Annotated in this window: 19 protein-coding genes; 7 read left to right on the top strand and 12 right to left on the bottom strand. The window is 37.1% G+C overall.

The annotated features are described in order from the left end of the window. Positions 1 to 322: 322 nt before the first annotated feature. Together P3T75_RS02340 and nox are read right to left on the bottom strand one after the other, a co-directional pair. A complete protein-coding gene (locus tag P3T75_RS02340; RefSeq protein WP_230711271.1) occupies positions 323 to 853 on the bottom strand; it encodes a ClbS/DfsB family four-helix bundle protein in 531 nt (176 codons plus the stop codon). A gap of 309 nt (positions 854 to 1,162) precedes the next feature. Then, a complete protein-coding gene (gene nox, locus P3T75_RS02335; RefSeq protein WP_282462106.1) occupies positions 1,163 to 2,497 on the bottom strand; it encodes a H2O-forming NADH oxidase in 1,335 nt (444 codons plus the stop codon). 382 nt (positions 2,498 to 2,879) lie between these two features. Between nox and P3T75_RS02330 the strand changes: the two genes are divergently transcribed. Then, positions 2,880 to 3,506 (top strand): pentapeptide repeat-containing protein, encoded by a 627-nt coding sequence (locus P3T75_RS02330; protein ID WP_230711269.1) that lies wholly within the window; start codon positions 2,880 to 2,882, stop codon positions 3,504 to 3,506. Position 3,507: 1 nt separating this feature from the next. On the opposite strand, the gene P3T75_RS02325 is transcribed toward P3T75_RS02330, so the two are convergent. Beyond that, complete coding sequence (locus P3T75_RS02325; protein WP_282462105.1) at positions 3,508 to 4,413, bottom strand: magnesium transporter CorA family protein; 906 nt, start codon at positions 4,411 to 4,413, stop codon at positions 3,508 to 3,510. 88 nt (positions 4,414 to 4,501) lie between these two features. Further along, positions 4,502 to 5,161: a deoxynucleoside kinase gene (locus tag P3T75_RS02320; RefSeq protein ID WP_206903592.1), complete on the bottom strand. Its 660-nt coding sequence runs from the start codon at positions 5,159 to 5,161 to the stop codon at positions 4,502 to 4,504. Between the two features lie 384 nt (positions 5,162 to 5,545). Here P3T75_RS02320 and mvk point away from each other — a divergent pair, with 384 nt between their 5' ends. Genes mvk through fni form a run of 4 tightly spaced genes read left to right on the top strand, consistent with a single transcriptional unit; the run spans position 5,546 to position 9,647 of the window. After that, positions 5,546 to 6,481 carry a mevalonate kinase gene (gene mvk / locus P3T75_RS02315; RefSeq protein WP_282462104.1) on the top strand — a complete coding sequence of 312 codons (936 nt, stop codon included), beginning with the start codon at positions 5,546 to 5,548 and terminating at the stop codon, positions 6,479 to 6,481. Then, complete coding sequence (gene mvaD, locus P3T75_RS02310) at positions 6,474 to 7,448, top strand: diphosphomevalonate decarboxylase (protein WP_282462103.1); 975 nt, start codon at positions 6,474 to 6,476, stop codon at positions 7,446 to 7,448. Before mvk ends, mvaD begins: the two co-directional genes overlap by 8 nt. Before the next feature lie 29 nt (positions 7,449 to 7,477). Then, positions 7,478 to 8,590, top strand: coding sequence for a phosphomevalonate kinase (locus P3T75_RS02305; protein WP_282462102.1), 1,113 nt, complete (start codon positions 7,478 to 7,480; stop codon positions 8,588 to 8,590). Continuing rightward, positions 8,580 to 9,647, top strand: a complete 1,068-nt coding sequence (gene fni, locus P3T75_RS02300; RefSeq protein ID WP_195515716.1) for a type 2 isopentenyl-diphosphate Delta-isomerase — start codon at positions 8,580 to 8,582, stop codon at positions 9,645 to 9,647. The genes P3T75_RS02305 and fni overlap by 11 nt, the downstream gene beginning before the upstream one ends. Positions 9,648 to 9,716: 69 nt before the next feature. On the opposite strand, the gene P3T75_RS02295 is transcribed toward fni, so the two are convergent. The 7 genes from P3T75_RS02295 to tgt form a co-directional block, all read right to left on the bottom strand. Further along, positions 9,717 to 10,190 (bottom strand): hypothetical protein, encoded by a 474-nt coding sequence (locus P3T75_RS02295; RefSeq protein ID WP_282462101.1) that lies wholly within the window; start codon positions 10,188 to 10,190, stop codon positions 9,717 to 9,719. 563 nt (positions 10,191 to 10,753) lie between these two features. Next, positions 10,754 to 13,360 (bottom strand): bifunctional acetaldehyde-CoA/alcohol dehydrogenase, encoded by a 2,607-nt coding sequence (adhE, locus tag P3T75_RS02290; protein ID WP_206903586.1) that lies wholly within the window; start codon positions 13,358 to 13,360, stop codon positions 10,754 to 10,756. Between the two features lie 334 nt (positions 13,361 to 13,694). Beyond that, positions 13,695 to 14,855, bottom strand: coding sequence for a MalY/PatB family protein (locus P3T75_RS02285; protein ID WP_230711266.1), 1,161 nt, complete (start codon positions 14,853 to 14,855; stop codon positions 13,695 to 13,697). Between the two features lie 17 nt (positions 14,856 to 14,872). After that, on the bottom strand, positions 14,873 to 16,429 hold the full coding sequence (malX, locus tag P3T75_RS02280) for a maltose/glucose-specific PTS transporter subunit IIBC (RefSeq protein ID WP_230711265.1): 1,557 nt from the start codon (positions 16,427 to 16,429) through the stop codon (positions 14,873 to 14,875). Positions 16,430 to 16,726: 297 nt separating this feature from the next. Then, on the bottom strand, positions 16,727 to 17,497 hold the full coding sequence (locus tag P3T75_RS02275) for a MurR/RpiR family transcriptional regulator (RefSeq protein WP_282462100.1): 771 nt from the start codon (positions 17,495 to 17,497) through the stop codon (positions 16,727 to 16,729). Between the two features lie 115 nt (positions 17,498 to 17,612). After that, a complete protein-coding gene (yajC, locus tag P3T75_RS02270) occupies positions 17,613 to 17,969 on the bottom strand; it encodes a preprotein translocase subunit YajC (RefSeq protein ID WP_206903658.1) in 357 nt (118 codons plus the stop codon). A gap of 80 nt (positions 17,970 to 18,049) precedes the next feature. Further along, positions 18,050 to 19,198, bottom strand: a complete 1,149-nt coding sequence (tgt, locus tag P3T75_RS02265; protein ID WP_282462099.1) for a tRNA guanosine(34) transglycosylase Tgt — start codon at positions 19,196 to 19,198, stop codon at positions 18,050 to 18,052. 215 nt (positions 19,199 to 19,413) lie between these two features. Between tgt and P3T75_RS02260 the strand changes: the two genes are divergently transcribed. Next, entirely contained in the window at positions 19,414 to 20,154 is a 741-nt protein-coding gene (locus P3T75_RS02260) for a DUF975 family protein (RefSeq protein WP_206903582.1), read from the top strand. A 123-nt stretch (positions 20,155 to 20,277) separates the two neighbouring features. Here the strand turns inward: P3T75_RS02260 and P3T75_RS02255 are convergent, their stop codons facing one another. Continuing rightward, positions 20,278 to 22,914, bottom strand: coding sequence for a cation-translocating P-type ATPase (locus P3T75_RS02255; RefSeq protein WP_282462553.1), 2,637 nt, complete (start codon positions 22,912 to 22,914; stop codon positions 20,278 to 20,280). Positions 22,915 to 23,640: 726 nt separating this feature from the next. On the opposite strand from P3T75_RS02255, the gene P3T75_RS02250 reads away from it, so the two are divergent. Then, the gene (locus P3T75_RS02250; RefSeq protein ID WP_282462098.1) at positions 23,641 to 24,252 is read left to right on the top strand and encodes a CPBP family glutamic-type intramembrane protease; all 612 of its coding nucleotides are present in this window, start codon (positions 23,641 to 23,643) and stop codon (positions 24,250 to 24,252) included. Positions 24,253 to 24,266 lie beyond the last annotated feature (14 nt).

Here is a 24,266-nt window from a genome sequence, read left to right as displayed (position 1 = left end):
TTGCAATGTGCAACAGCTTTTATCTCCAAAAAAATTTATAAAAAAAGCATTCCATTAAGGTTTTAACCGTTAATGCAATGCGAATAGGACTCTTAAATTACCAAAAGAGTCCTAGGCTATAATAATAAATTCATCATGAATGTCGAAGTTGTCATTTTCATCACCTGCTTGTTTGTTACAAATATCATAAAGCTTCGTGAAAATGATGTCAACAGTTTATTCTAAATTTTCTGAATATTCTTTTATATTTGTTTTCAAAATTTGGTTACTCTTACGCATAAGATTAAACATACTTGGGTAGACAGACTTTTTTACTACGGAGCTACAAACTCTTTTTGAATCGTTTGATTTTTTTCATTGCCCATTCATAGTGACTCGCTGTTGCAGAAACAAAATAGCTTCCTAAGGTACTGCCTCCCACCCACGGAAATACTCCTTTTTCAAATAATTCTTCATTCGAAAATGTCTTAGCCAAATCCATAACTTGGTAATGCGTTTTAGCTATAAGTTGCAACGCCTCTTCATAACTGGTATTTTGATGTTTTAAAAAAAATTCCTCATTCATTTTCCCATAAGTTTTCCAATTATAGCCAGCTTTTAAAAACTGCTTTGCTTTTCCTTTTTGATTGGCCGCTACCCAATCTAACAGCAGCTTGTGCCATTCATACAGATGCACGAAAACATCCCGTAAATTTTTATCCCGCTGCCAATGTGCTTGCTTTTCCTTTTCAACGTCAAAGGTGAAATTTTGCGTTAAACTTTCCTGTGGCAGTGTGTCTAATAATTCCATCATATTAAGATAAGTATCATTTCCTGCTTGAAGTAACGCTTCTTTTGTTTTTGGTCTTGCCATTTTAATCCTCCCTAAGTTTTTAATAATCAGCCTACCACTTAAAATAAATTGTCTACTATTTCATTATGCCGTTATCCCTATAGGAGGCGTCAAGTGAAAACTAATCCTACCACTTGAAATATTCTTTATTTCCAATATTTTCGCATTTAATAAAAAGAAGCCTGTCAGTTTTCATAACTACCAAATACAAGTAGCACTATAACGACAAACTTTTTCCCAACAGCCTAAATTTTTTTAAGATTACAAAAAAACGCTAAGAACAGCGATAAAACTGCTCTTAACGTTTTTACACTTATTTTATTTTTCTACCTATTCAGCAGCTAAAGCAGCCATTGTAATGTAGTTGTAAGGTTGGTTAAAGTGTGGCAAGAAGAAGATATCCAATAATTTTAATTCGTCGATTGTAACGTGTTTGCTGATTGCCAGCGAGAACATATGGATTGCCATGGAAATATCTTCGGTGGAAGACATTTGTGCACCGACAATTCGACGTGAAGACGCTTCGTAAACGATACGAATTTTCACATCGCCATTTTCTTCTTTAATAAAACCAGGTTTTTGCAAGTCTTCGTAGTCCGTGTATTTAACTTCCATGTTGTTCTTTTGGGCTGCAGCAACAGACAAGCCTGTTGAAACCATATTAAAGCCAAAAATTGAAATACCATTTGAGCCTTGAACGCCAGCAGATTCAACCGGTGTGCCACCAATATTATGACCCGCCACAATTCCTGTACGAACAGCATTAGAGGCAAGTGCAATATAAGTCGTAGCATCAAGTGCATTAGAGTAAATGGTCGCACAATCTCCGACTGCATAAACATCTGGATCACTTGTTTGTTGGTGACGATCAACTAAATAAGCCCCATTAGCAAATAATTCTAAATGATCTTTTCCTAATTGTGCATTTGGCCCAAAACCAATCGCATTAATAACCATGTCCACTGGGTATTCGCCTTTTTCAGAAACAACGGCATCTACGCGGCTATCACCTTTATATTCTTTGATCAATTCTCCAAAATGTAATTCAATCCCGTGATCTGCCAAATTTTTATCCATATCATCTGTAAACCATTTATCATAATATGAAGGCAATGAACGATCAGCAGCATCAAATAATAAGACATTTTTGCCTCGGCGTTTTGCTGCTTCTGCAATTTCTACACCGATATAACCAGCACCAATGACAGCCACTGTTTTTACACTGTCTCGTGCCATTTCGCGATCAACATCTTGTCCTTCTTGGAATAATTTCAAGAAGTGAATTCCGTCTAAATCGTGACCGGGTACTTTAGGTGAAATTGGGCGAGAACCTGTGGCTAAAATAATTTTGTCATAATTTTCTTCAAACGTAGAACCGTCTTTTTTCTCGCAATGAACGATTTTTTTGTTAAAATCAACGCTGGTTACAGAAGTTTCCATATAAATTTTGGCGCCTTTTTCTTCAAATGCTTCTTTATTTGTATAAAAAAGGTCTTGATAACCATCTATTTGACGGCCTACCCACAAGGCAGTGCCGCAACCCAAGTAACTTAAGTTCGTATTGCGGTCGATCATCACGACTTCTTGATCTGGGTAATTATCTAATAATGTATTTGCAGCAGCAATTCCGGCATGGTTAGTTCCGACAATAATCGTTTTTGTCATTTTTTATTCCTCCAATAATAAACTCATTCATACTACTTTTTTCACAAACTTTTTCAAAAAAGAGAAAAAAGCAATTCTGAAAAAATAAGTGTGAAACAATCTATTTTCTGTTTCCGTTTACATTCTAGAAAAAAAAGAAGCTAAAGGCGATCATTCTGCTTGTGAATCTCTATTGCCTTATTTATAACAGGAGTTTTCATTCTAAAGCTTGCGATAATACGTTTTCAATATTAGAAATTTATGAGATAAAATATTTTTCACAATAATTATTCTAAAATAATAAATATTTTTAAGTGAAATGACATATCTGTTTTAGCTTAATTTGTTTTTAGTATTTTTTTTAGCTAAAATGCAACTAACAAACCACAAAGGAGACGCGCCAATGAAGCAGCCTGCCCCACCTCAATTACCAGTTTTAATTAAAAATGATTTTTTTATTGAAGATGAAGCCTACTTTGAAGCAAATCGTTTTACTAATAGCGATCACAGCTATTTAACTGGTAAAAACATCATCATTCGTCAAAGTGAATTAGAAAAAATCACCTTGCATAAAACCCGCCTGGACAATTTCGAGGCTAGCAACGTGATTTTTCGTAATTGTGATTTTTCCAATATTGAATGGCTTAAAGCCAGCTTTCATCAAGTAATTTTTGAACAATGTAAGCTCACGGGAGCCAATTTTGCAGAAAGTTATTTACGCGATTGTCAATTTCACGACTGTCTTTGTGACTTTGTCTCTTTTAGTCAAGGAAATTTGAAAGTTGTGACTTTCGCCAATTGTCGCCTGACTGATAGTGAATTTTACAATCTGAAATGGCAACATATAAACTTCATTAACAATGATTTAACAGGTAGTAATTGGGGCCATACATCTTTAAACAAGCTTGATTTTAGCAATAACAAATTTTATCGCATCATTTTAGAGCAAGAAAACTTGCGCGGGCTCATTGTCAATTCCCAACAAGCCTTAGTTATTGCAGCTAGTCTGGGGCTTGTTATTAAAGATTAGCTTATTTAATTCGGCGCCACATAGCCAAAAGCATCCAAACAGATAAGCCAATGCTGATCAACATTGCAATCCCCCAACCAAAAACAGAATTGGAGAATGGCAGCGGAACATTCATGCCAAAAAAGCCCGTAACAATCGTCGGTACCGTAAGCAATAACGACCAAATAGTTAAAAATTTCATCGTATCATTCAAATTATTATTTAAAAGATTATTATAGGCACCTGAAAGTTGGTCAATAACTTGAGCAGCTAAATTCGTCATCTCCACTGCTTGCTTGGCTTCAATTAGAGCATCTTCCAATTGCTCTTTTTCATTATCTTGCAGGCGATGGAAAATATTCAAGGCGCGGATTTGTTGCAATAAGACCGCATTTTGTTTGGTCGCTGTTACTAAATAGACCAAACCAATTTCAAGGTCAGAAAGTTCCAGTAAATTTTTATTTGTCGTCTTTTCCCGCAGTTTTTGATTTAAACGCATCCGCTCACTGTTCACTTCTTCAATCAAAGGAAAAAAAGAATCTGAGATTAAAAATAGCGTGTGGAACAATAAGCTGTATTCACTTTGTTTACTATTTTTGTGGAGTAAATTCTCCATCATATCTGCTACATAGCTGGTATGCTCTGTCGTAAAAGAAAAAAGATGATGTTCTTTAATAATAAAAGTCATCGGACTTGTTTCATAATGATTATCTGTTTTATGGCGATGAGGCACGTTATAAACCAGTAAAAAAGCATGTTCTTCGGGATCATATTCTACCCGCGCGCGTTCGTTTTTATCTAAAGAATATGTCAGCATCTCATCACTTAACTGGTACTTTTCTTGTAATTCACTTAAAGTGGTGACACTGTGATTATCGACTTGGACCCAATAAGAGGCGCCTTGATTAAATTCTCTTTTATGTTCCATATTCCACCTCATTTGATTTTCTATCTTCAATTATAACAAAAAACGCTGGAATCCCTATTCATAAGCCTGGATTCCAGCGTTTTACTTTTTAGCCGATAAATTCTAATTGGCGAATTTCTGCCAACTTGTCATCAATCAGTTGGATAACTTCTTTTGCCGCTACTTCATCTTCCACGAAATTCAACAGATCGCCATCAATTTGTAATTTTGGACTCTCGTGATAGTTTTCAAACCACGCATCATAACGACGATTTAATTCTTGATAATAATCGTAAAGACTTGGATCATATTCCAATTGTTCAAACTCGCGGCCACGTTTTTTAATTCGCGCTAACATCGTTTCAAAGGACACTTTGATGTGAACCAATAAATCAGGATGCTTTTTTTGAGCGGCAAATGGCAATTCTTGCATCATATTGGCCAACAATTCATCGTACACTTGTACTTCTGTGGCAGTTGCCCGACCCAAATCAGCATTTAAATGAAATAATAAAGAATCTTCATAGATCGAACGATCCAAAACATTGTCTTCGTGTTGCAATGCTTTTTTTATACTATCAAATCGTTTATTCAAAAAGTAAATTTGCAATAAAAAAGCATATTTATTGGGATCTTGATAAAATAAGGGCAATACTTCATTATCATCAACTGATTCATAAAATGCTTCGCTGTTTAAATGATTGGCAATCATTTCTGTTAAACTTGATTTACCTGCGCCAATGGTACCTGCTAATACAATCACACTCATGGACCTCCAACTCACCTATCACTAAATATTGTGTTTTTTCTCTACCTGACACACTATACCCCACAACATCTTGTTGCGTCAAATAAGAAAGTACTCACAAAAACAGGTACTATTTTGATAAAATCCGCTACCAATATGGCTTAAAAATTAGAACAAGCCACCTGAGTGAAAAAAATTATTTGACTGACAAAAAAATAGCTTTCTATAGTTTACCTTTATAAATGCAATGAATTTAAAAAAAGAAGTTAAAAAAATCTCTTAAGAAAAAATTGAAAAGCGTTGAAATTTTTCATAAACCCTTAACGATTCGCTTAATTTTTAGTAGAATGGACAAGCAGTACATATTTTGTTTTATTTAAATATAAAAAGAAATGAGGCATTTGCATGAAATCCAGTGGTGAAGGTAATGCCAATGGAAAAATTATTTTGATGGGGGAACATTCTGTTGTCTATGGAAAACCCGCCATCGCTTTTCCTTTCCAACCGACCCATGTCACAGCTGAAATAACCGACCACATTTACGACGTATTACGTTCGGGTTATTTTGTCGATCCCTTAGCGAAGGCACCAAAAAGTCTGGAAAATATTAAAACACTCATTCACCAATTGCGTCATGACTTTTCTACGCCACCAGTACAAATTACAATTTCTAGTACCATTCCCGCTGAAAGAGGAATGGGATCAAGCGCTGCTGTTGCGGTAGCCATTACCCGGGCATTTTTTGATTGGCAAAATTTACCCCTAAGCCATGAGCTTTTATTAACCTATGTAAATTATGCTGAGAAAATTTCCCATGGGAATCCAAGTGGCATTGATGCTGCAGCCACAGCCGGTGATGAACCGATTTTATTTCAAAAAGGCGCAGCTTTTGAGACTTTTCCTATCAACATCAATGGCTTTTTAATTGTGGCAGATACCGGTGTTAAAGGCAAAACCCGCCAAACTGTTAAAGCAGTCGCGCAACGTTTTGAACAAGATAATAAGACTACTGGTCATTTAATTAATGAGCTAGGAGACTTAACTTTAAAAGCTAAAAAGGCTATTTTAAATAATCAAGCCGCGTATCTGGGAGAACTAATGAATGCTGCCCAAAAAAACTTAGCCGCCCTACAAGTAAGCGATCAAACATTGGATAATTTAATTATGGTGGCCAATCAAAATGGCGCACTAGGCGCTAAACTAACTGGTGGTGGTAAGGGTGGCTGCATGATCGCCCTAGCTTCAGATTACAGTACCGCCAAAAAAATTACGACCGCTTTAACTAACCAAGGTGCCAAAGCAACTTGGATTCAAGAATTAGGAGTTTATCAATATGCTTAAAGGAAGTGCCCGGGCACACACCAATATCGCCTTAATCAAATACTGGGGCAAAGCCAATGAAGAATTAATTATTCCCATGAACAACAGTCTCTCATTAACTTTAGATGCTTTTTATACCGAGACGACGGTAATATTTTCAGAAGATTTAACAGCAGATACCTTTTATTTAGATGATATTTTACAAGATGAAAAAAGCACAGAAAAAGTCAGCCGCTTTTTAGACTTAGTGCGCAAAATGGCAACTTGTCCGCTTTTCGCTGAAGTAAAAAGTTATAATCATGTTCCTTATGCCGCTGGTTTAGCTTCATCTTCAAGCGGCTTAGCCGCCCTAGCTGCCGCTTGCAACCAAGCGCTGCAATTAGATTTGTCTGATCGGGATTTATCCCGCTTAGCGCGCCGTGGTTCAGGTTCTGCTTGTCGCAGTATTTTCCCTGGTTTTGTGGAATGGCAAAAAGGTAACAGCGATGAAACTTCTTTTGCTGAAGTGGTGCCAAGCAATGGCTGGGAAAATGAACTGGCAATGCTCTTTATTTTGATTAACGATCAAGAAAAAGATGTTTCCAGCCGTGATGGTATGCGACGAACAGTCGAAACTTCAGCCTTTTATGAAGGTTGGTTGCAAACGGCACCGCAAGATTTAGCCAGTGCTAAAATTGCCATCCACGCGCAAGATTTTAATAAGTTAGGTAGCATCGCTGAAAACAATGCTTTAAAAATGCACGGCACGACATTAGCAGCCGTACCACCATTTACTTATTGGTCACCTGACAGTTTAAAAGCAATGCAGGCGGTCAGAAAAATGCGGGCAGCAGGAATCCCTTGTTATTTCACCATGGATGCTGGACCAAATGTTAAAGTATTATGCCTGAAAAAAGATGCTGAAAAAATCAAAGCTAAATTACGTGATTATTTTGCAGCAGATCAGCTTGTCACCGCTTTTAGCGGTCCAGGAATTACGTATTTATAAATGGAGACACATTACAGGGGGAAAAAGAAATGTTAGTGGAAGCTTCGGCTCCAGGAAAACTTTATATTGCAGGAGAATATGCCGTGGTTGAAGCTGGGCACCCTGCAATTATTATCGCCGTTGATCAATTTATCACAGTTACCATCACAAAAGCCACAAAAAGTGGTAGCATCCAATCGGCGCAATACAGTGAATTACCAGTAAAATGGACGCGCCGCGGTGGCGAACTGGTTTTAGATATTCGGGAAAATCCATTTCATTATATTTTGGCAGCAATTAAAATCACCGAAAAATATGCCCAAGAACAAGGCAAACAATTGGCTTTCTTTGATTTAAAGGTCACAAGTGAATTGGATAACTCTAATGGTCGTAAATACGGTCTTGGTTCCAGCGGAGCGGTAACAGTCGCAACAGTAAAAGCATTAAGTGCGTTTTATGAACTTTCGCTAACTCCCATGATGACTTTTAAACTCGCAGCCTTATCTCACCTAGAAGTGCAAGGCAATGGCTCTTGCGGAGATATTGCCGCAAGCTCTTACGGCGGCTGGATTGCTTTTTCTACCTTTGAACAAAATTGGTTGCAAAAACATCGCCAAGCAGAAAGTATCACGACTTTATTAGCAAAAAAATGGCCTAAGCTTGCTATTACACCGCTGCCAGAAGTTTCTCATCTGCGTTTGTTGATCGGTTGGACAGGATCTCCTGCGTCTACTTCTGATCTGGTGGATCAAGTAAATGAATCCAGAGCAGATAAGAAAACCTCTACTTCTTATGAAGAATTTTTAGCCGCCAGTAAAGACTGTGTAGAGCAAATGATTACTGGTTTTCACACCCAAAATATCAGCTTGATAAAAAAAATGATCAAGAAGAACCGGCGGCTTTTAAACGAATTAACCCAAATCACCAATGTCACGATTGAAACACCCCCATTAAAAATGCTCTGTGATTTAGCTGAAAATTACGGCGGTGCTGCCAAATCCTCTGGCGCTGGTGGCGGTGATTGCGGTATCGTGATTACCGATCAAAAAAGTGGTATATTGCCTTTGATGAGCGTTTGGGAAAAAGCTGGTATCACACCGCTGCCCCTACACGTTTATCATTATCAAAAAAAGGTTGAAGAAAGGACGCAGCATGAATCGTAAAGATGAACACGTAAGCTTAGCAAAAGCTTTTCATAAAGAAAAAACAAATGATTTTGACGCAGTCCGTTTAATTCATACCCCGTTACCACAAATTGATGTAAAAGATGTCAGTTTAAAAACAGAGATTTTAAATCACGAAGAAAACTTTCCTTTTTTCATTAACGCCATGACTGGTGGTTCCAAAAAGTCATTACAGATTAATCACGATTTGGCCCTTATTGCTAAAGAATGTCAGTTAATGATGGCAACAGGCTCTGTCACAGCTGCTTTAAAAGACGAAAGTGTCAGTGATAGTTTTAAAATAGTGCGCCAGATTAATCCAGCTGGCTTTTTTCTTGCCAATATTGGTGCGCACAATGCCTTAGAAAATGCGCAACGTGCCGTGGAACTATTTGGTGCTAACGCCTTACAAATCCATCTAAATGCACCGCAAGAATTGGTCATGCCTGAAGGAGATCGAACTTTTTCGGATTGGTTAGACAACATCGCTGAAATTGTCGCAAAACTCCAAGTACCAGTAATAGTCAAAGAAGTTGGCTTTGGCATGACCAGAGAAGCGATGCTGCAATTAATCAGTGTTGGGGTTCAAACGATTGATGTTTCTGGTCAAGGCGGTACTAGTTTTACCCAAATTGAAAATGCACGCCGACCAAAACGTGAGATGGCGTATTTAAGTGAATTTGGTCAATCGACTGTTATTTCGTTACTTGAAGCTGCCCAAGTAACGCGCTCCTTTGAAGTAATCGCCTCAGGTGGCATTCGCAATGCTTTTGATATTTTTAAATCATTAATTTTAGGTGCTGACACAGTAGGTATTTCTGCCACCATTTTAAATCAACTTTTAAGCCACGGCGTTGAGGCTACGATTGAGATGATTCAAAATTGGCAAGAAGATTTGGCGCTTCTTTACACCATGGTAGGTAAAAAAAATACTCATAGTTTAGAAACAGTTCCGCTTATTTTTACTGATGAAGTTTGGCAGTGGTGCCAAGCCCGCGGCATTGATGTAAGAAAGTATGCAAGCAGAGGACAAAATGAAATACCGCTTCGTTTTTAAACTTCAGTTATCACTTAGATAAAACAAAAAATAACGTCTTTTTTCAAAATTTGAAAAGGACGTTATTTTTTATTGATCATTTTTTAAAAAGTCGTTTAAAAAAACATTTTTTTCTGGTGCCGCACTTTCTTTTGTAACTGGTACTTTAGCTAAATCGACTACCAGATTAGGTTCTTTTTGCAAAGTCCGGTTGAGTTCTGTGATACCTTTTAAACTTTCTGTCAATCGCCGGATTGCCCCTGGTGTCAAATCAAATTTTGCTTTTGCTTCTGCTTGCCCTTCTGTTGACTGTAACTCACCAATAATTGCTTGTAATAAGGTATATTGCTGTTGCAAAATATTTCGTAATTCATAATTTTTAAGCTCGTTTTCTGCTTGATCTTTAAAAAAATATGTTACGACAGATAAACTTTCGCCGTAATCGACTAAGTCATTACGTAATTGGATTAATGTTGCGTCATCAGTAGGATTTTCAATTCCTGCGACAAATTTCTTCAATAATACTTGAGACGTTTTTAATTCCCCAATTGCTTCTGCTAACATTTTTTCACTTCCTTTCCCCTTATTTCTTTATAGCCAAGTATCAAATTATGTGCCCAAAAAGTCAAGGAGTATGAGAAAAGCTTTTTGAACTCGTTTTGCTTCCAAGCATTAGGACAGAATTTCAATAAATTGCTTTTCAAATTTCTTGGAATTTTAGCTTAATGTCGCAGAAAGTTAGTTCAAAAAACTAGACATCTAGAAAAGCTGAAGGAATCGCTCTGCCCTGAGCCATAAGACCACAATTTGCTAAAATGGCTGTTTCATTTTTGCTAATTTTGGCTTTTGGCCGAAGGGGTGATTCAGAAAGCTAGACAACTGGAAAAGCTTTTTGAACTTGTTTTGCTTCCAAGCATTAGGACAGAATTTCAATAAATTGCTTTTCAAATTTCTTGGAATTTTGGCTTAATATCGCAGAAAGTTAGACATGAAGAATCTTCTGTAAATGAATTTATCTAGGCAAAGATTTTAACCTTTTCTAGTAAAAAACCGCCCAGCTGCTAAGAAGCCGGGCGGTTTTTGTTAATCAAAAATATCAAATATCGTCTTAAACGTCAGCTATAAAATTAAGCTTTTTCGTTGTACGCTTCAATAATGATACCTTTTAATTCAGAGATTAAAGGTTCTTTTGGATTTGCTGTTGTACATTGGTCTTCATAAGCAAGTTCTGCCATACGATCAACAGTTGTATCCAATGTTTGTTGCGTTACACCTTGGGCTTTCAAGCTCATGTCGATGCCGACTTTTTTACCTAATTCGTAAACTGCTGTTGCTAATGCTTCAACTAATTCTTCAGTTGTTTCACCTTTAAGGCCTAAGAATTTCGCAATATCCGCATAGTCTGTATCAGCACGGAAGTAGTCATATTTAGGGAACATCGCATGTTTTTGTGGGTCTTTGGCATTGTAACGGATGATGTGCGGTAATAAAATCGCATTTGTACGTCCGTGAGGAATACCGTATTCACCACCAATTTTGTGTGCAATTGAGTGACAAATACCCAAGAATGCATTCGCAAATGCCATACCAGCCATTGTTGAAGCGTTATGCATTTTTTCACGAGATTCCATATCCGGTGTTTTCACTGATTTTTCTAAATAGTCAAAGACAATTTTAATTGCTTGTAAACTTAAACCACGTGTGTAATCAGATGCCATAACAGAAACATATGATTCAATTGCGTGAGTTAATACGTCCATACCTGTATCGGCAGTTACACCTGCTGGTACTGACATTACAAACTGAGGATCCACGATGGCAACATCTGGAGTCAATGCGTAGTCAGCTAACGGGTATTTTACATGGGTTTCGCTATCTGTGATAACTGCAAATGGTGTTACTTCTGAACCAGTACCTGAAGTAGTTGGGATACATACAAATTGTGTTTTTTCAGGTTTGCCAATTTTGTAAGTCCGTTTGCGGATATCTAAGAATTTTTGTTTCGCGCCAAAGAATGAAGTGTCTGGGTGTTCAAAGAACATCCACATACCTTTTGCCGCATCCATTGCAGAACCACCACCAAGAGCAATTACTGTGTCAGGTTGGAAAGCGTTGAATACTTCAAGACCTTTGTAAACAGTGTTTGTTGAAGGGTTAGGTTCAACATCTGAGAAGATTTCAATTTTCACATCGTTTTTACGACGAGCTAAAACTTCACGAACTGTATCTGCGTAACCAAATTGCACCATACCTGGGTCACAAACGATCATGACACGTTCAACATTTTCCATTTTTTCCAAGTACAATAAAGAGTTCTTTTCAAAGTAAATTTTTGAAGGTAATTTGAACCACTGCATGTTATTTCTCCGTTTCGCGATAGTTTTAACGTTGATTAAGTTGATCGCAGATACGTTCTTAGATACAGAGTTACGACCGTAAGAGCCACAACCTAATGTTAATGATGGAATCATTTCGTTGTAGATATTCCCGATACCACCTTCAGCAGATGGAGAGTTTACTAAGATCCGGCAAGCTTTCATTTTCAAGCCATATTGTAATTGCAAGTCTTCGTTTTCAGAGTGGATAACTGCTGTATGGCCAAGACCGCCTAATTCCAACATACCTTGCGCTAGGTCAAAACCGTGTTCTGTGCTTTCAGCTTTCATCATAGCTAAAACTGGTGATAATTTTTCGCGAGATAATGGATAATCCGCACCCACACCGTCAAGTTCTGCGATTAGCATTTTTGTCCCTTCAGGAACTTTGATACCGGCTAATTTTGCAATTTCAACTGCTGGATGACCAACGATTGCTGGGTTAACAGCATATTTACCTTCGTTCATTACAGCATCTTCTAATTTTTTCAATTCTGATTTTTTCACAACATAACATTGATGCGCTTCAAATTCAGCTTTAACAGCAGCGTAGATTTCTTTATCGACAATCACGCCTTGTTCAGAAGCACAGATCATACCGTTATCAAATGTTTTTGAAACGATAACGTCATTTACTGCCCGTTTGATTTTAGCTGTTTTTTCGATGTAAGCTGGTACGTTACCTGCACCTACACCTAGAGCTGGTTTACCAGTTGAATAAGCTGATTTAACCATACCAGGACCACCAGTTGCTAATACAATGGCAACGCCTGGATGATTCATTAATTTTTGTGTTGCTTCGATTGAAGAATGTTCTTTTTCAATCCATTGGATACAGTTTTCAGGAGCACCTGCTGCAATTGCAGCGTCACGCACGATACGAGCTGCTTCTTTTGAACATTCTTGTGCAGATGGGTGGAAAGAGAAGATAACTGCATTTGCAGTTTTCAATGAGATCATCGCTTTAAAAATTGTTGTTGAAGTTGGGTTAGTTGTTGGTACAACTGCTGCAACCACGCCAACTGGTCCTGCAACTTCGATTAAACCTTTTTGCTTGTCTTCGCCAATAATGCCGACTGTTTTATCGTGTTTAATTGAATTCCAGATATATTCTGATGCGTACATGTTTTTGATTGCTTTATCTTCAACAATCCCACGACCAGTTTCTTCAACTGCCATTTTTGCTAAAGGCATATGTTTGTCTAAAGCAGCCATTGCCATTTCATGAACGATTTTATCTACTTGTTCTTGTGTAAAGTTTTCCATTTGTTTAGCAGCCGCATTTGCTTTTGCTGCCAAATCGTCGATTACTGCATCTGTATCGATTACTTTAACTTCTTTTTCCAATGTCTTAGCCATTGTGTTCCTCCTAAAAGTTGGTTAAATTTTCTTTGTTAATCATTTCACATACAGAACTATACACTATATTTTTTTCGTTGTAAATACTTTTTGTGATTTTTTTCACAGTTTTTGTTATAACGCTGTTTTTACTGTTCCAATCACGTTTTGACAAACATTGATTTAAAAGTAAAGAAAGCAGTTACAAGATTTTCATCTATTGTAACTGCTCGTAAAATATTTTTTTATTTCGTTAGATAAAATGAAAATAGATTAATTATAACTTAAGTATTTTATTTTCATTTAGACTTTTTAATACCATTTAAAAACTCGTGCAAAATGACACAATTTATTTTTAAGTGAAACTTTTTACCATTTTTTCTAAGCCCAGTTCTAACTTGCTTTTTGAACACCCGATATTTAGACGCAAGAAATTACTCCCCTCATCGCCGTAAACACTGCCATCCATAATTGCAACTTGCCCAATTTCTATTAAGCGTCGTTGGACAACTTCCATTGGTAAATTAAGTTTTGTGATATCTAGCCACATCAAATACGTTGCTGTTGAATCAACGATTTTTATTTGCGGCAAATTTGCTGCCAGATATTTTTTAACAAATGCAAAATTGGCGTCTAAGTATTCATTTAATTCATCCACCCAGTAACTACATTCATAATACGCAGTCATAGTAGCCAACATGCCAAGATTGCTAGCTGAAGACAGACCATCTTGATTTTTCAAAGCCAGTTGAAACTGCTCGCGTATTCTTTCATCTGGTAAAATAGCGTATGAAAAAATTAACCCCGGAAAATTGAAAGTTTTAGACCCCGATGTTACTAGCGCAACATTTTTATCCATGAAATCTATAATCGGGTGGTGCTTTTGCCCCTTACGAAGGATATCCATATGAATTTCATCACTGATCAAAAAGACATCGTATTGCCAACACAAGCTGACAATTTTAGCCAATTCTTCTTTTTGCCACACGCGTCCAGTAGGATTGTGAGGAGAACATAATAACAGCACCGTATTCTCTTGACTTGCTAATTTTAGTTCTAAATCTTGCCAATCAATTTCATACTGACCTTCTTCATAACGTAAGGGATTGGGAATAATTTTACGTTCATTACCAGCAATTGTTTTATAAAACGCATCATAGGCCGGTGTTTGAACGATAACACCTTCTCCTTTTTTAGAGACGATTTGCAATAATTTTGAAATGCTATACATGACTGTCGGACTATAAACGATATCTTCTGGCGTAAGATAACTCGTGAACCTTTTTTCATACCAATGTAAAATACTTTGTTTAAATGTTTCGTGATTCCAGCGGGTATAACCAAAAACTGGATGTTGCAACCGGTCTTTTAAAGCTGTCATTACTTCATCAGGTAAAGCAAAATCGGTATCTGAAATCGTAAAAGGTAGCAAGTCCGCTACGCCAAAACGATCTTGAACATAATCCCATTGGGTACAAAATGTACCTTTACGATTGACGACTGTGTCAAAATCCATCGTCTTTGCCTCTTTTCTTAAATCAAATTGTCTAGTGCATTGCGCACTGTTGTAACTTTAGTACCGATAATGACTTGAACATTGGTATCATCCAAATGCACGACGCCTAAAGCCCCTAATTTTTTCAATTCATCATCTTGAACTTTTTTGCCATCTTGTAAAACTAAACGAAGACGTGTAATACAATTGTCCAATGATTCAATATTTTCTGCGCCACCTAAAGCATTTAAAATGCCCGTCGCATCATAGCCACCTTTTTTAGCGTAGTTTGTCTCAGTATCAGTGTATTCTGTTTCATCTACTACTGCCTCACGACCTGGTGTTTTCAAGTCTTTTCGTAAGATAACAGTTTTAAAGACGAAGTAGTAAATTGCAAACCAAAAAGCACCCACGATTAATACCATCCACCATTTCGTATAATTACCTTGCATTACACCAAAGATTAAGAAGTCTAATACCCCACCATCTGTGTTGCCAATCGTAACTCCTAATAAGCTCATAATCATAAAACCAGCGCCAGTCATAATAACATGGAAAATCCATAGTAATGGGCTAATAAACAAAAATAGAAATTCAATCGGTTCTGTGATTCCTGTGACAAAAGTTGCAATTACGCCGGAAATTAATAGTCCTTTAATTTTATGACGATTTTCTGGTTTGGCAGTTTGATACATTGCCAGTGCGGCTGCTGGTAGACCAAACATAAATGTTGGCATTTTACCTTGTGATAAAAAGGCAGTAGCAGCAGAGCTGATTGGTAAATTATTTTGCAATTCTGCATAAAAAATATTTAAAGCACCAAAAACTTCTTTACCATCAATTACTGCATGACCCCCAGCTTCTGTGAAACGAATCATAGATACTAGAATATGATGCAGGCCAAATGGGAGTAATAAACGTTCGCCTGAACCAAATAAAAATGGACCAAATGGACCAGCTTTTTGAATTAAAGTGCCAATACCAGTAATAAGTAAAGCAAATACTGGCCAAATCATCGGAATCGCTGTCCCTACCAACGCCATTACAAGTGATGTGATAATTGGTACAAAACGAGCGCCTGAAAAGAAAGCAAAACTATCTGGCAGCTGCGTTTGATAAAAACGATTATGCAGATGATAGACGATTACTCCGGCAATAATACCCCCTAGTACACCCATTTCTATTGTCTGAATACCAAAGACCATTCCTTGGCCTGCTTCTCGTAAACTTTCAGCAGCAGCTAAGTTGTTTGTTTCAGTTAAGTAAAAATTGATGGCTAAATTCATTACAACGTAGCCGACAAAACCAGAAAAGGCTGCTACCCCTTTTTCTTTACGAACTAAACCTAAAGGAATTGCCATGGCAAACATAACTGGTAAATAAGTAAATGCAAAACCACCAATCGCTGACATAAAGCGGAAGATAACTTGTAAAATATCATTTCCTAAAAATGGTAAGGCTTGGATTGTTGACTCACTAGAAAATGAACTCCCAATCCCTAGTAAAATCCCCATAAACGCCAGCAATGCTACTGGAAGCATAAACGTTTTTCCTAATCCTTGAAAAAATTCCCAAAACCCAGCTTTTTTCTTCATTCTTGTGTCCTCCACACTTGTTATTTTTATTATCATCTGTTCTTATGCTAATTAAATGAGTGCTGTAAATTATTTCGGATACATTAGATAAGTTTCAGTGATAATTTTTAATTTGTGGTAGTGCATAATATTTTTTTATTTTATTACACATCACCTGCAACAAGAAAAACGTTATGTATCCGCTTTCTTATTACTTGTCTTATTTTAGCCAGTTAAAACAAAAATGCAATATTTGCGAAAGACAATGAAAGAGCATACAAGATTTTGTATGCTCTTTCATTATCGCTATTGCCATTTTTATCTCATTTTTTCTGCTAGTTTCATCATTAAAATATCTGTAACAGCTGTTAAAGACACCCGCGAGCTTAAATCAACTTGATCAAAATAAACCATTTCTACCATAACTTGTAAGGGATAGTCCGCCAGTTTAGCCAAGGTTGAATTCTTCGTTCCCACGATAGCAATGATTGGAACTTTATTTGCCATCAGGTTACGGGCGTATTCCATTAAATGAATTGTCTCGCCGCTATTGGAGACAATAATTGCGGCATCTTTTTTTGTTAAAGATTTAGAAACCGCTTGAAGTTCATCCCAATCAATTCTTGCAGAGGCATTTTTACCTAAGAAGGTTAATTTGCGTGCAGCTTCAATACAATTTGGCAAACTGCCTCCAACACCAAATATTTCAATTTTTTCAGCATGAAACAACTTTGTCACTACTTCATCTAACGGCTCTTTTTGCAACAGACGAAATGTTTGATGCAATTGTTTTTCAATTGAGGCCATAATGGTTTTTATGTCGTGATCAATTCGTAAATCGTGCTGTTCTGCTTTTTCCACATCGTCATATTGCGCAATCGCGTATTTTAATTCTTGAAAGCCGCGAAATCCCAGATGTTTTGCCGTACGCGATACTGTCGCCGTTGAAATGAACAGCTCCCCAGCGACTTCATCGGCGGTCATCTGCCCAATTTTTTGCGGATTACGTAAAATATAATCAAAAACTTGGCGTTCCAATTCACTTAGCTGGTCCCGTCTTTTTTGCAGTTTATTAATTAAGCTTTGCATTTTTTTCTCCTTGTATTAAAAAGGTCGTGCAAACTCCATCTTTTTTATGTATCGGGTATTTTTTTATTAGCTGACTAACACTAAAGGATAAAAGAAAAATCCCGCAAAAGCAGGATTATTCTTTATCGCTATTTTCGTCAGTTGAATCTGTTGAATCAGAAATTAAGTCTTCTGTTTTAACTTCTGTCACCGTATCGTCAACTACGACAGATTTACCAGGAGTAATTGATTTGATTGCTTGTTTATCAAAAACAAGAAACACACCTTCGCAATCGATTGTTACGGTTTTATTCGTTTCGTCAACTTCAGACAAAACACCATGTAAGCCGCCGATTGTTACAACTTCATCGCCTGGTTTCATTGCATTCAACGTATTTTGACGTTCTTGTTGTTGTTTTTTCGTTGAACGTGACATAAACCACATTGCCCCTAATAAAACAACGAACATGATAATCGTTGGTAAGCCACCCATTTTATTCACCTCGTTTAATTTGATTCACAAGAATAACTTTAACAAAGATTCTTTACTTAAACTAGTTTTTTCTATGAATTTTAAAAACTTTTCGCGTTTTCTTTATTATAGCCATATTCTTCAAAGAAAGCTTGACGAAATTCTAACAAGTTATCATCCATGATTGCTTGGCGAACTTGTTTCATTAGATTCAACAAGAAGTATAAGTTGTGATATGTGGTTAAACGGATCCCAAAGGTTTCATCACAATGAATCAAATGACGAATATATGCGCGACTGTAATTACGACAAGTATAGCAATCACATTTTTCATCTAATGGTCTAAAATCGTGGGCAAATTTTGCATTTTTTACAACTAACCGGCCTTGTGAAGTCATACAAGTACCATTGCGGGCAATTCTTGTTGGTAAGACACAGTCAAACATGTCAATTCCGCGAATCACACCATCAATTAGTGAATCTGCTGCCCCAACGCCCATTAAATAGCGGGGCTTATGATCTGGAATCAGCGGTGTTGTGAAATCTAAGACGCGATTCATTTCAGCTTTTGGTTCACCAACTGATAACCCACCAATAGAATAGCCGGGAAAATCCATACTAATTAAATCTTTGGCACTTTGACGACGTAAATCTTCAAAGCCAGCTCCTTGGATAATACCAAACAAACCTTGGCGATCTGGATTGGCGTGGGCTTCTAATCCTCTTTGTGCCCAACGTGAAGTCCGTTCAACGGATTTTTTGACATAATCATAACTTTCATCAAACGGCGGACATTCATCAAAACTCATCATAATATCTGAACCCAGTTTATTTTGAATATTAATCGCTTTTTCTGGTGATAAGAAAAGCGGTGCACCATTTAAGTGATTTTTAAAATGAACGCCTTCTTCGGTGATATTACGCATATCGGCTAATGAAAATACTTGAAAGCCACCTGAATCAGTTAAAATAGGTTGATCCCAATTCATAAACTTGTGCAAACCACCAGCTTCTGCAACTAGATCTTCCCCTGGTCGTAGCCATAAATGGTAAGTGTTACTCAAAATTACTCCGGCACCCATTTCCTTTAATTCTTCTGGCGCCATAGTTTTTACAGTTGCTAATGTTCCTACTGGCATAAACATTGGGGTTGGAAAAGTCCCGTGAGGTGTAATCAGTTCACCTAACCGAGCTCCCGTATGTTTTTCTTTTTTTATTAAACGGTATTTGATGGCTGGTTCTTGTGCCATTTTACTCCCTACTTTCTACTTTGTTCTTTGTAGCTTCAACCATCATAAAGGCTCGGGAAAAAATTTGCAAGGTTATAATTTCTACTGTTATTTTCTCTTAATAAATGTGCTTTTATTCCCTTAAAAAAAGGCAAAATACAGAAAAATTCTTGTAATTTTCCAAAAGTTAAAGTTTTTGTTATACTAATATTACTTTGAAAAAGGAGTTGAAAAAAATGAAATCATCTGGTGAATTAAAGTTAGAAGCAAAACAAATGCTACAAGGGCGCTGGAAAGATGCCGTTTTAATGAACTTAATCCCAACGGTTATTGGTATTGCAATTGCAGCAATTATTATCATTCCTCTTATTGCTATTATTAGTGGTATCGCACTTTTTAGTCCTGATACATTGGATACCGTTTCAAATGGGATTCAAAACAGTAACGGTGATGTCTCTTGGACAGCACAAATTGGACAACAAGGTGGCGGCATTATTAGCGGGCTTCTGACCTCTATTTTTGTCTCTGGAATGTCTTGGACTTTCTTAGATATTTACCGTGGCAAACGTGTGGACATCCATCCAATGAGTGATATTTTCCGTGCATTCAAAAGCCCTTATCTAGTTGGCGTTGTATGTATTTACCTACTTTCAACAATCTTTATTGGTTTGTGGTCTTTACTATTCTTAATTCCTGGGATTGTTAAAAGTTATTCTTATTCACAAGCGAACTTTATCTATTACGATATTTTAGATGGTACTGGCCAAAAACCAGGTTATCTTGAATGTATTACTGCAAGCCGTCGCTTAATGAACGGCTACAAAGGCCAGTTATTCTGGTTGGATCTAAGCTTTATCGGTTGGCACATCTTGGCAGTATTGACTTGCGGTATTGGCTACTTATGGTTAAATCCTTATATTTATGCCACTAAAGCAGCTTTTTACAACAACTTACCAAACGAAGCCGAAACTTTTTAATAAGTCATGCTAGTGTAAAAAAATCAAACACAAAAAAACTCTGTTACTTTCATTTTAGATGAAGGCAACAGAGGTTTTTTTATCTTAGCGTAAAAAGAGCATTCTAAAAATTTCAGGAATTTTTTATTCTTCGTCAGTTGAAAAATGAAACTTAATCATTTCATTTACAAATACCGGGACGATTGATAAAATCGCCACTAAAAACCAGTGATTTAAGCTAATATGCACTAAATTAAACAAGTCTTGTGTAAAAGGCAACAAAGCAATTGCAGTTGTAATCAAAATCGCTAAGACTGCCATTTCAAACAATGATTTATTCGTTGCTAATTTCACTTGGAAAATCGAACGACTGCTCCGAACATTAAAAACATGAATAATCGAAGAATAGGCTAAGACTAAAAAGGCAACCGTCTGACCTACTTCAGCACTTGCATCTACCCATGGACTAACGCTATCCACAAAAGAACCAAGATAATAACCAAATAGTGTTACTACAGTAAAGATACCTGCATTTACCGCAATCTTCTGCCAAAGACCACGGGCAAAAATTCCTTCATGAGCTGGAATTGGTGGCTCATTCATAATTCCCGCTTCAGCTGGCTCTCTTCCTAAGGCAAAACCTGGCAAGCCGTCTGCTACAACATTTACAAATAGCAATTGCACAGCACTAAATGGTGCTCCCCAGCCAATCAGCATAGCAATAAGGACGATGAAAATTTCTGAGATATTACAGCTTAATAAAAAGTTGATCGCTTTACGGATATTTTGATAAACAGTTCGCCCCTGCGCAACTGCATCAACAATTGTAGCAAAATTATCGTCGGTTAAAACAATATCTGCTGCTCCTTTGGCAACATCTGTCCCGGTAATTCCCATCGCACATCCAACGTCACTAGCATTTAGTGCCGGTGCATCATTGACACCATCTCCGGTCATGGCCACGACAGCACCCGTTCGCTGCCATGATTTTACAATTCTGATTTTATCTTCTGGTGTTACACGAGCATAGACGGTTAAATCTTTTACTTTTCCATCTAATTCATCATCGGTTAATTTTTGCAATTGCGCCCCGGAGATTGCTTGATTTTTGTGATTCAAAATACCTAACTCTTTGGCGATTGCACTAGCAGTTACTACGTGGTCCCCTGTAATCATAACGGTCTTAATTCCTGCCTTGCGTGCTTTTTTAATCGCACCTTTACTTTCAGGTCGCGGCGGATCGATCATCCCCACTAATCCCAGTAAGCGTAAATCTTGTTCCAAATTTTCCGAAGTGATCTCAGTTGGCTCTGCCTCAAAGATCCGATACCCAACTGCAATGACGCGCAACGCCTTTTTCCCAAAACGATCATTTACAACTTGTGCCCGTTCTACGTCCCCATAATGAAATTTGGGCATTAAAACATCAAAGGCGCCTTTGGTAACGGAAAGAAATTTCTTATTCCCCATTTTATGCACCGTTGTCATCATCTTGCGCTGTGAATCAAAAGGCAATTCTGCAATCCGCGGATATTCTTCATCTAATTCTTTTTTTGTATGATAATTTTCTTCGATCGCTCTTACAATGGCAACTTCTGTCGGGTTACCCTTGACGATTACTTCATCATCTTCGCCTTTTTCTACAATGACATCGGTACAAAGGCTGGCAATTTTTAATACTTCCATCGCTTCATCTGTCATGCCATCTTCAACGTCTGTTACTTCATCGCCTCTAGACCAAACACGGCGAACCTGCATTTTATTTTGAGTCAAGGTACCAGTTTTATCCGAACAGATCACACTTGCAGTCCCGAGCGTTTCGACTGCCGGTAATCGTCTAATGATTGCATTTTTCTTGGCCATTTTCTGCACGCCATAAGCTAATGTTAATGTGACAATGACAGTTAGGGTTTCAGGAACTGCCGCAACAGCTAAAGAAACTGACGTCATAAACATCTCTAAAATTGGCTCATTTTGTAAATACCCAATTAAAAAGACTAAAGCTGCAGCAACCAAAGCAATTAAACTGATCCGTTTGCCTAATTGATTTAACCTTTTTTGTAAAGGTGTCAAAGAAGTGCCTGCGTCACTTAACAAGCCCACAATTTTACCCATTTGCGTTTGCATCCCGGTAGCAGTAACAATCGCTTGTCCGCGTCCATTTACGACAGTACAGCCTTTGAAGACCATGTTTTGCTGATCTCCTAATGGTAATTGTTCCTCACTAACAAAATCAGCATCTTTTTCCACCGGCTCACTTTCCCCGGTCAACGCAGACTCCTCAATTCGCAATTGGGAAGCTTGCGTTAAACGAGCATCCGCCGCAATCATTGCACCATTTTCAATAACCAATAAATCACCTGGTACTAATTCATCCGCATCGATATCTTTTTGCTGACCGTCTCTTATAACAGTTGCCGTTTGTTTGTTCATATCCTGCAACGCACTGAGCGCTTTTTCAGCATTTCCTTCTTGCACAATTGTCAAAACCGAATTAATGACAATAATCGCAATAATCAAAATTCCTTCAAATAAGTCACCATGATCCGTTGCAATGGCGGTGTAAAACGAAATAATTGCCGCTACCATTAAAACTAATGTAGTAAAATCCGTTAAACTTAATAAAATTTTCTTTAGCATGGAATCTTTTTTTTCTTCAGCAAAACGGTTTGGTCCATATTTTTCATAACGCGTTTTTACTTCATCTTGACTAAGGCCTGCTTTACTTTGTGAAGAAGACTCCTTCACTATTTCATCCGCTGTTTTTTTATAATAGTCCATCATCTTCTCTCCCTTTAATTTAATTCACAATCTAACTATAACATATGATTTTTTAAGACCACAAATTATATGCGGTTTTTTCACAAATGTTCATATTTTATTCATATTTAAGGTAGGAATTTTCTTTTGAAAAAGGTGAGTTTATTACTTGAAAGCGCTTTTATATCGTGCTATACTATGGGTGTAAGGAAGGAAGATATTTGTTGGAAAGGAGATCTCGAAAAGAAGAAAAATTAAACAAGCTAAAAGTTGTTCGATGTACAAGATTCACCTAGATTTATATGTGTGAAGTAGCACCAAATTATAAATAGTGAATGCGTATTAGAGGTTGAGAATTAAGCAACATGTAGTAAAAAAATCAATACGTAACAATTACAGGATACAAAATTACAAGTGAATAGCAACAAGAATCACATGTTTTAGTGTAGAAAATGTAGTGAAAACAAAATTTTATGTTTAACACAAGAGATTAATACTTTGCATATATAAACTGCAAATACCCTTTTCAACAAATCCTTCCATGATATAAAAGAGGATGGGCACTCGAGAGCCCATCCTCTTCTTTTTGTCTTTTTAACTATTGCAAAAAAGTGTACAAATAGTATTTCAATAGACTTCAGTGTTGCTCTTTTGATTATCTAAAGCGCTATCTTTTCCTATTAAGAAGTTTGGCTGTTACAATAATCTATGTAGGTCACGCTAAAAAAATAGAAAGGAGAAATTTAAATGAATCGATTAGAATCAAAGCCACTACAAACACGCAACATTGTGCTGGGTGCTTTATTTTTATGTATTGGGTTTACACTATTATCGCTTTTCACATGGGCCTGGTGGGCACTGCTATTAGGAAGTATCGCTGCTTGGCTTATCGTCTTTAAGAAAGACTTATTTACTATTTTTACCTTTCCAAAGCATCCTTGGATTATTCTAGTAGGATTTGTCGGTTACTTAATTTTAGGTATTGTTGTTGGTACCTTGGCTAAGTTTTTAGGTTTTTCTTGGGCAGGTAATCCCATTGCCAACCAGCTGGGCAGTATGCTGTTAAAAATTCCCTTTATGTTAATGGGAGAAGAATTATTAGGTATCGGCATTTTAGAAACCGCTAGAAATAAAGGTCTATCTTTAATGAGTAGCTCACTTTTGAGCGCCTTGATTTTTGGTTTGATGCATAGCTTTGTTTATTGGGATGGTTCCATATTTTCAACCTTGCTCCACGTTTTACTGCTCCAAGGAGTGGCACGCCTGATTTTTAACTCCGTCTATTTAAAAACAAATCGCAGTATTTGGGGCTCTTGGCTTTCTCATGTGTTGGTGGATATTGTTACGCTTATCTTCTAATTCACTTTCACCAC

It is taken from the genome of Enterococcus montenegrensis, from assembly GCF_029983095.1.
Taxonomy (GTDB): domain Bacteria; phylum Bacillota; class Bacilli; order Lactobacillales; family Enterococcaceae; genus Enterococcus_C; species Enterococcus_C montenegrensis.
The sequence above is the reverse complement of the archived record's forward strand: the minus strand, read 5'-3'. Positions and strand labels throughout refer to the sequence as shown.

Bases quoted from the DNA above. Each gene is read 5' to 3' on its own strand.
- P3T75_RS02255 (WP_282462553.1), bottom strand. From the start codon at position 22,914: ATGGACTATTATAAAAAAACAGCGGATGAAATAGTGAAGGAGTCTTCT.
- P3T75_RS02320 (WP_206903592.1), bottom strand. From the start codon at position 5,161: ATGAGTGTGATTGTATTAGCAGGTACCATTGGCGCAGGTAAATCAAGT.
- nox (WP_282462106.1), bottom strand. From the start codon at position 2,497: ATGACAAAAACGATTATTGTCGGAACTAACCATGCCGGAATTGCTGCT.
- tgt (WP_282462099.1), bottom strand. From the start codon at position 19,198: ATGGCACAAGAACCAGCCATCAAATACCGTTTAATAAAAAAAGAAAAA.
- fni (WP_195515716.1), top strand. From the start codon at position 8,580: ATGAATCGTAAAGATGAACACGTAAGCTTAGCAAAAGCTTTTCATAAA.
- P3T75_RS02260 (WP_206903582.1), top strand. From the start codon at position 19,414: ATGAAATCATCTGGTGAATTAAAGTTAGAAGCAAAACAAATGCTACAA.
- P3T75_RS02330 (WP_230711269.1), top strand. From the start codon at position 2,880: ATGAAGCAGCCTGCCCCACCTCAATTACCAGTTTTAATTAAAAATGAT.
- adhE (WP_206903586.1), bottom strand. From the start codon at position 13,360: ATGGCTAAGACATTGGAAAAAGAAGTTAAAGTAATCGATACAGATGCA.
- P3T75_RS02250 (WP_282462098.1), top strand. From the start codon at position 23,641: ATGAATCGATTAGAATCAAAGCCACTACAAACACGCAACATTGTGCTG.
- P3T75_RS02295 (WP_282462101.1), bottom strand. From the start codon at position 10,190: ATGTTAGCAGAAGCAATTGGGGAATTAAAAACGTCTCAAGTATTATTG.
- P3T75_RS02340 (WP_230711271.1), bottom strand. From the start codon at position 853: ATGGCAAGACCAAAAACAAAAGAAGCGTTACTTCAAGCAGGAAATGAT.
- mvaD (WP_282462103.1), top strand. From the start codon at position 6,474: ATGCTTAAAGGAAGTGCCCGGGCACACACCAATATCGCCTTAATCAAA.
- P3T75_RS02275 (WP_282462100.1), bottom strand. From the start codon at position 17,497: ATGCAAAGCTTAATTAATAAACTGCAAAAAAGACGGGACCAGCTAAGT.
- mvk (WP_282462104.1), top strand. From the start codon at position 5,546: ATGAAATCCAGTGGTGAAGGTAATGCCAATGGAAAAATTATTTTGATG.
- malX (WP_230711265.1), bottom strand. From the start codon at position 16,429: ATGAAGAAAAAAGCTGGGTTTTGGGAATTTTTTCAAGGATTAGGAAAA.
- P3T75_RS02305 (WP_282462102.1), top strand. From the start codon at position 7,478: ATGTTAGTGGAAGCTTCGGCTCCAGGAAAACTTTATATTGCAGGAGAA.
- P3T75_RS02325 (WP_282462105.1), bottom strand. From the start codon at position 4,413: ATGGAACATAAAAGAGAATTTAATCAAGGCGCCTCTTATTGGGTCCAA.
- P3T75_RS02285 (WP_230711266.1), bottom strand. From the start codon at position 14,855: ATGGATTTTGACACAGTCGTCAATCGTAAAGGTACATTTTGTACCCAA.
- yajC (WP_206903658.1), bottom strand. From the start codon at position 17,969: ATGGGTGGCTTACCAACGATTATCATGTTCGTTGTTTTATTAGGGGCA.